General features: G+C 68.4%; 1 protein-coding gene. It reads left to right on the top strand.

Annotated features, from left to right (window positions below; genetic code table 11):
• Positions 1-1438, top strand: a 1438-nt coding sequence (locus ACYVD0_RS19170) for a condensation domain-containing protein (protein WP_460428284.1), incomplete at both ends; no start/stop codon positions are given.

The raw sequence follows: 1438 nt of genomic DNA, 5'->3' as shown, positions 1-1438 counted from the left end.
CGGCTATCAGGGCCGCGCGGAGCAGACCGCCGAGCGCTTCGTCGCCAACCCGTTCAAGCCGGGCGAACGCCTGTACCGCACCGGCGACCGGGTGAAGCTGCTGGGCGATGGCAGCCTGGAGTTCCTGGGGCGGGTGGACGACCAGGTCAAGATCCGGGGTTACCGTGTCGAGCTTGGGGAAGTCGTACAGGCGCTGCGCGCTCAAGCGGAGGTGGGCGAGGCTGAAGTGATCGCACGCGATGGCGAGGACGGACGTAGCGGATTGTACGGCTACGTGGTAGCCAGGACGGGCGAGCGGATCGACGCTGAGGTCCTGCGCGAACGGTTGGGCAAGGTGCTGCCGGACTACATGGTGCCGAGCGCCATCGTGGTGCTGGAGGCCTTGCCGCTCAACGCCAACGGCAAGGTGGACCGCAAGGCGCTGCCCGAGCCGGAGCTGACCAGCGAGTGCGCCTACGAGGCGCCGCAGGGAGTGGTCGAGGAAGCGCTGGCGGCGATCTGGGCCGAGGTGCTGGGCGTGGAGCGGGTGGGGCGCCAGGATAACTTCTTCGCGCTGGGCGGCGACTCGATCCTGAGCCTGAAAGTGGTGGCGCGCGCCCGCAAGCGTGGGCTCGCGCTTGTCCCCAAGAGCATTTTCGAGCGGCAGACGCTCGCGGCGTTGGCGGCCACTGTGGCTGTCGAGGCGGCCACACCTGCCGTCGTCATCCCCGTCCTGGAGGCGGTACGCAAAGCCGAGCCGCTGCCGCTGTCCTACGCCCAGGGCCGCCAATGGTTCCTGTGGCAACTGGAGCCTGGAAGCACGGCATACCACATCGCGGGAGCGCTCCGCCTCAAGGGGCGATTGGATGTACAGGCGCTGCGCGCGAGCTTCGAGGCGTTGGTCGCCCGCCATGAAGCATTGCGCACGGTGTTTCGAACCACTGCCGACGGAGGGGGCGAACAGGTCATTCGGGAGCACGCCGAGATCGGGATTGCGCTGGTCGATCTCGGCGGGATCGCTGCCGGCGAGCGCGAGACTCGCCTGGCCGAAGAGGTGCGGCGCCTGCAGGGCGAACCGTTCGATCTGACGAATGGCCCGCTGCTGCGGGTGGGCCTGATCCGCGAGGGGACGGATGCGCACGTGCTGGTGGTGGCAATGCACCACATCGTGTCGGACGGCTGGTCGATGCAGGTGATCGTGGACGAGTTCGTGGCGCAGTACCGGGCACGGCTGCAAGGCGGGGAGGCGAGCTTGCCGCCCCTGCCGATCCAGTACGCCGACTATGCCCTGTGGCAGAGGAACTGGCTGGAGGCAGGCGAGAAGGATCGGCAACTCGAATACTGGAAGGCGCAATTGGGCGAAATGCACCCGGTGCTGCAACTGCCGACGGACCGCCCGAGGCGGGCCGACGGCCAGTACCGAGCCGCTCGGCACCGCCTGGAACTGCCGGCCGAGCTG

The sequence above is a fragment of the Azotobacter armeniacus genome (assembly GCF_054779355.1).
The sequence above is the reverse complement of the archived record's forward strand: the minus strand, read 5'-3'. Positions and strand labels throughout refer to the sequence as shown.